The 6,044-nt window shown below is 34.9% G+C and carries 5 protein-coding genes; all 5 read left to right on the top strand.

The features are described 5' to 3' along the window. The first annotated feature begins 177 nt into the window (after positions 1-177). The 5 genes from ACT8VG_RS06400 to ACT8VG_RS06380 all read left to right on the top strand — a co-directional run bounded on the left by ACT8VG_RS06400 (position 178) and on the right by ACT8VG_RS06380 (position 5,949). On the top strand, positions 178-837 hold the full coding sequence (locus ACT8VG_RS06400) for a helix-turn-helix transcriptional regulator (RefSeq protein WP_117458516.1): 660 nt from the start codon (positions 178-180) through the stop codon (positions 835-837). Positions 838-847: 10 nt separating this feature from the next. Continuing rightward, entirely contained in the window at positions 848-2,488 is a 1,641-nt protein-coding gene (locus tag ACT8VG_RS06395) for a putative manganese-dependent inorganic diphosphatase (RefSeq protein WP_217106765.1), read from the top strand. 281 nt (positions 2,489-2,769) lie between these two features. Further along, the gene (locus tag ACT8VG_RS06390) at positions 2,770-4,200 is read left to right on the top strand and encodes an APC family permease (protein ID WP_117459371.1); all 1,431 of its coding nucleotides are present in this window, start codon (positions 2,770-2,772) and stop codon (positions 4,198-4,200) included. A 67-nt stretch (positions 4,201-4,267) separates the two neighbouring features. Next, on the top strand, positions 4,268-5,587 hold the full coding sequence (locus ACT8VG_RS06385) for a M18 family aminopeptidase (protein WP_444195435.1): 1,320 nt from the start codon (positions 4,268-4,270) through the stop codon (positions 5,585-5,587). Beyond that, the gene (locus ACT8VG_RS06380; RefSeq protein WP_129982112.1) at positions 5,587-5,949 is read left to right on the top strand and encodes a hypothetical protein; all 363 of its coding nucleotides are present in this window, start codon (positions 5,587-5,589) and stop codon (positions 5,947-5,949) included. The genes ACT8VG_RS06385 and ACT8VG_RS06380 overlap by 1 nt, the downstream gene beginning before the upstream one ends. Positions 5,950-6,044: the final 95 nt, after the last annotated feature.

The raw sequence follows: 6,044 nt of genomic DNA, 5'->3' as shown, positions 1-6,044 counted from the left end.
TCACACCCCTGACATTTTTAAAGCTTGAGTTAACCCCAAGTCTATTTAGTTACTCAATCTTTTGATTCCTGTGTTTTTCTTTTTAAAAAAACTAGAAAAAAATCTATTTAATGATAATAATAATTTACTGATATTTTTTATTATGATAAAATACTCTGTTGTAAAGGAGGAAGTATAATGCATAAATTATTAGAACCATATGCAGCCCTTGTCCCATTCCTAGGTGTTGCGTTAGGGGATAATGTTGAAATAGCTTTACACGATCTCACATCTCCTCAACAGGAAGTTGTTGCTATCGCAAATGGTGAGATTTCTGGCAGAGAAGTTGGTGCTAAGCTTTCAAATTTATCTGTTCATTATTTAGAAACAAAACAGTATGAAAAAAGTGACTTTGTCATGAACTACAAAACAGCCGGACCTGATGGTAAACTGTTAAAATCTGCAACATACTGGATCAAGGAACCAGGCAATGTTTATCCTGTTGGTATGTTATGTATTAATGTCAATGTTACAGATTTTGAATATATTGAAACTGCAATGAGAAGAATTCTAGGTATTAAGGATAATACAAATGTAGAATTCAAATATGATAGCCCAATCGAAATCTTATCTTCTCCACTTGATGAGATGGTAGAAAAGTATATTGCTGAATGTATGCAGAATATGGGAGTTCCATCTTACGTTCATGCAGAAAGATTAAAAGTAGAAGAAAAGATCAGAGTTGTTAAATACTTACAGGATAAAGGAACATTTAAAGTAAAAGGTGCAATTGCCCTAGTTGCAGATAAGTTAGATGTTTCTGAACCAACAATTTATCGTTATTTAAAGAAAGCATAGGAGGAAAAACATGGATTTAGTTTACGTAAGTGGTCATAAGAATCCGGATACAGATTCAATTTGTGCGGCCATCAGTTATTCATATTTATTAAATGCAACTCATAAGTACGGACAGGCAGTACCAGTAAGACTTGGTGAAGTAAGCCGTGAAACTGAGTATGTATTAAAGAGATTTAATGCACATACACCACAGTTATTAAAGTCAGTTAAACAGAAAGTAGAAGATCTTGATTACGATCAGGTAACTTTATTCTCTAAAGAATTAACTTTAAGAACTGCTTGGTCATTAATGTGCCAGATGAACTTAAAGAGCGCTCCAGTATTAGATGATCATTCTCATCTTTTAGGTTTATTATCTTCTACAAACATTATTGAAGGTTATATGGAAGATTGGGATAAAGATATCTTAAAGAATGCGCATACTCCAATTGAAAACGTAGTAGATACATTAGATGCTAAGATCGTTTATTTAAACCCTGAATTACGTACTATCAAGGGTAGTCTTCATATCACTGGTATGAACTCTCAGGAAGTTATTGATCATGTTAATGAACATGATGTTATCATTACTGGTGGTGACAGAACTGAAGGTATTCGTGAAATGTTGAAGAAGAAGGTTGATTTAATCATCCTTACTAACTCATTACACTTAGAAGAATCAGTTCTTGAAGAATGTAAGAATGCAGGTGTCAGTGTAGTAACTACTGCTTTCACTACATTCAAGACTTCTCAGCAGATCATTCAGGCAGTACCTGTTGAATATGTTATGCAGAAGGGTGATTTAACATGCTTCTCTACAGATGATACTGTAGATTACTTAAAAGAAGTAATGAGTGAAACAAGATATCATTCATATCCTGTTATTGACTTAAATGATCAGGTAGTAGGTACTATCTCTCGTTTCCAGGTTATTACTGGTGATCATAAGAAGATGATTCTTGTTGACCATAACGAAAGAGGACAGGCTGTAGAAGGTATTGAAGAAGCAGAAATTCTAGAAGTAGTAGACCACCACAGAGTAGCTGATTTCCAGACTGTAGGTCCATTACAGTTCAGAGCAGAACCACTTGGCTGTACTTGTACAATTATTGCGAAAATGTATAAGGAACAGGGTGTAGAAATTCCTAAGAATGTTGCTGGTTTAATGTTAGCAGCTATTATTTCTGATACATTACTATTCAGATCTCCAACTTGCACAAAGACTGATAAAGAAATTGCGTTAGAATTAGCTGAAATTGCTGGTGTAGATGCTGAAGAATTTGGTCTTGCAATGTTTAAGGCTGGTACTTCATTAGTAGGTAAATCAATTGAAGAAATCTATAACCAGGATTACAAAGCATTCAATATTGGTGATGCAAAAGTTGGTATTGCTCAGGTTAATACTATGGATATCGATGGTTTTGCACCACTTAAGGCTGAAATGCTTGAATATATGGAAAATCTATGTGTTGAAAATGGATTCGATACAGCAGTTCTATTATTAACTGATGTAATCAATGCGACAAGTGAAGTATTTGTTGCAGGCAGCCATCCTGAATATGTAGAAAATGCATTTAATGTACAGTTAGTTGAACATCAGGCAAACTTACCAGGTGTTATTTCTCGTAAGAAACAGGTTGTTCCAGCTATCACTCGTGCTATCAACGCTTAATAAATTTAGCTATTTGTTGAGAACTCAACGAATAGCTTTTTTTATTACATGAAATTGTTGATAAATTAAAACAATAAGAATAATTTATTATTGCATACTTAATTGAAACAGTTATTTGAAACAATATTTCACTATTTTATCGTAAATATCGCCATAGATTTATCTATTTTTGTGTTTTGTACATATAAAAGTATGGTATATTTGCAGAAAATTTGGTATACTTATTGAGGCATAAAAAGATTGTTTTTATTTTTAAACAAAAAATATTTAAGGAGGAGAGTATGGAAAACTCAAAAATGAAATGGTATACCCTGGCTTTCATGGCATTTTCTACTGTTTGGGGTTTTGGTAACGTACTTAACGGTTTCGTTTACTTCAACGGTATCCAGGTTATATTCAGCTGGATTTTAATGTTCGCACTATACTTCGTACCATATGCCCTTATGGTTGGTGAACTTGGTTCAGCATTTAAAAATGCCGGTGGGGGTGTCAGCTCATGGATCAAGGAAACAATGGGTCCTAAACTTGCATACTATGCAGGGTTCACTTATTGGGCTTGTCACATCACTTATATCGCAAGTAAAGGTACTGGTGGATTAAAGGCTCTTAGCTGGGTAATCTTCAGAAACCATACAGTTTATGATAGCTTACCAACTATCTATGTTCAGCTTGCTACACTTGCTGTATTCTTATTATTCTGCTATATTGCAAGCCGTGGATTAAACCCACTAAAGAAACTTGCTACATTAGCAGGAACTTCAATGTTTGTTATGTCAATCCTTTATATCTTAATGATGTTCGCAGCACCAGCTATCAACCCTAATGGTGGCTATGTACATATGGACTTTAGTTTTAAAAACATCGTGCCACAGTTCAATGTACAGTACTTCACATCATTATCTATCTTAGTGTTTGCGGTTGGTGGATGTGAAAAGATTTCACCATATGTAAACAAGGTAGAAAATCCTGAAAAGGGATTCCCTAAAGGTATGATTGCACTTGCTATCATGGTTTGTGTATGTGCTATCTTAGGTACATTCGCAATGGGTATGATGTTCGATCCTAAGATGATCAATGCTTCTGAACAGGCATTCGAAAGCTATGTTGCTAACGGGGCTTATTGGTCATTCCAGAAATTAGGTGAATACTATCATATGGGTGATACATTACTAGTTATCTACGCATTATGTAACATGGTTGGTCAGTTCTCTACTTTAGTATTAAGTATTGATGCTCCACTTAGAATGTTATTAGACAACGAAGAAACTAGAGATTATATCCCATCTGCTTTATTTAAGAAGAATAAGTATGGTGCATATATTAACGGTATTAAGTTAGTTGTTGTACTTTCTGGTTCAATCATCTTAATCCAGTCATTCGTTCCTGGTGCAGCTGCTGTATTAAAACAGTTAAATAAGCTTAACTCAGTATGTATGCCAATGCGTTACTTATGGGTATTTGCTGCTTATGTTGCTTTACGTCAGGCTATGGACAAGTTCCCAGCAGAATATCGTTTCGTTAAGAATCAGGCTGTTGCTAAGTTCTTCGGTATCTGGTGCTTTATCGTAACTGCAGCTTGCTGTGTACTTGGTATGTATGACAAAGATCCATTCACATTCGCATTAAACGTAATTGCCCCTGTAGTTCTTTGTGCTTTAGGATTAATCATGCCTAAACTTGCAGAAAAAGAACGCCGTGAAGGAAAAAGATAAATGATATAAAATATCCTTTTGGCAGGGCCAGAAGGATATTTTTATATAAATTAAGGAGATAATAAAAATGTTTAAGGAAACTTCAAAAGAATTATTAGATTTCTTATCAAAAAGTCCTACTGCTTTCCATGCAGTAGAAAACTATCGTCAGATCTTAAATGCTGATGGATTTAAAGAATTATTAGAAAGTGAACATTGGGATATTGTACCAGGTGGTAAGTATTATGTAACAAGAAATAATACAAGTATCTTAGCTTTCAAAGTAGGTACAAAGTTAGACAACTACAGTTTCAACATTGTGACTTCACATACTGATTCACCAACTTTCAAGGTTAAAGAAAATGCTGAAATCGAAGTGAAGAATAAGTATACTCAGTTAAATACTGAAGGATACGGAGGAATGTTATGTGCTACTTGGTTAGATCGTCCTCTATCAATTGCTGGTCGTGTATTAGTATCTGAAGGTAACAGCATCGTTACTAAGTTATTAAACATTGATCGTGATTTATTAATGATCCCTAATGTAGCTATTCATATGAACCGTGCTGCTAATGATGGATTTAAGTATAACTTACAGGTCGATATGCTTCCATTATTAAGTGCTGGTGATGATCGTCAGAAAGACTTCAAACAGATTCTTGCGGATGAATTAGGTGTAAAGAAAGAAGACATCTTAGGACATGACTTATATCTTTACAACCGCATGGCTCCATCTATCTGGGGTGCTAATGAAGAATTCATTTCTGCAGGTCACTTAGATGATTTACAGTGTGGTTTCGCTTCATTAAAGGCATTACTTTCTGGTTACAATGATGAATCTATCGATATCATGGCTTGCTTTGATAACGAAGAAGTAGGTTCAGGAACTAAGCAGGGTGCTGACTCTACATTATTAAGAGATACATTAACTCGTATCAACAATGCTTTAGGTAAGACTGAAGAAGATTACCACCGTGCACTTGCATCAAGCTTTATGCTTTCTGCAGATAATGCACATGCCGTACATCCAAACCATCCAGAACATACTGATGCAACTAACTGCACTTATATGAATGAAGGTGTTGTTGTTAAGTCACATGCTGGTCAGAAATATACAAGTGATGGCGTATCAATGGCAGTTGTAAAGGCACTTGCATCTGGCGCAGATGTACCTCTACAGTATTTCGCTAACCGTTCAGATAAGGCTGGAGGAAGTACTTTAGGTAATATCGCTATGGCTCAGGCTTCTATGAATGCTGTAGATATCGGTTTACCTCAGCTTGCAATGCATTCATCATATGAAACTGCTGGTATCAAGGATACTTACTATGCAATCTCATTAATGAAGGCATTATTTGATTCACATATTCAGGAAACATCTACTCATAGCTTAGAAATAAAACGCTAATGAAGTTTCAACAAGATAGAGAAAAGCTTATGGTTTCTATGATGGTAGGAACCATGACTTCCTATATTGCTCTTATGTTTGTCAAAGAGCTGATTAATCAGAAGTATTTAATCAATTTCTATATCGATAGTTTAGTGGCTGTTGTTGCGCTTGTTCTGGCATTCCTGCAGATCAAGATGCAATATAAGATATATAAAGAGAGAAAGATTTCTTCTAAATCACTCAATATTACATTATTAAGCATTCTTTTCGCATTAATATTAAACGTTTTATTCCCTAAGGGAATTGATTTCTCATTCCTAGTATTAGTCATTGGAATGATTGCTTCAAATCGTTTGTGCAGTAAAGAATGGCCAAAGTGAACTACTCCGACTTAATATTTTATTAAGTCGGGGTTTTTTAGATGCTTACGCATCCGTTTAAGAAGATTGATATTTAAGTCTCCACCTATTGCTAG

It is taken from the genome of Catenibacterium sp. (assembly GCF_052354645.1).
In the GTDB taxonomy this organism is placed as follows: domain Bacteria; phylum Bacillota_I; class Bacilli_A; order Erysipelotrichales; family Coprobacillaceae; genus Catenibacterium; species Catenibacterium mitsuoka_A.
The sequence above is the reverse complement of the archived record's forward strand: the minus strand, read 5'-3'. Positions and strand labels throughout refer to the sequence as shown.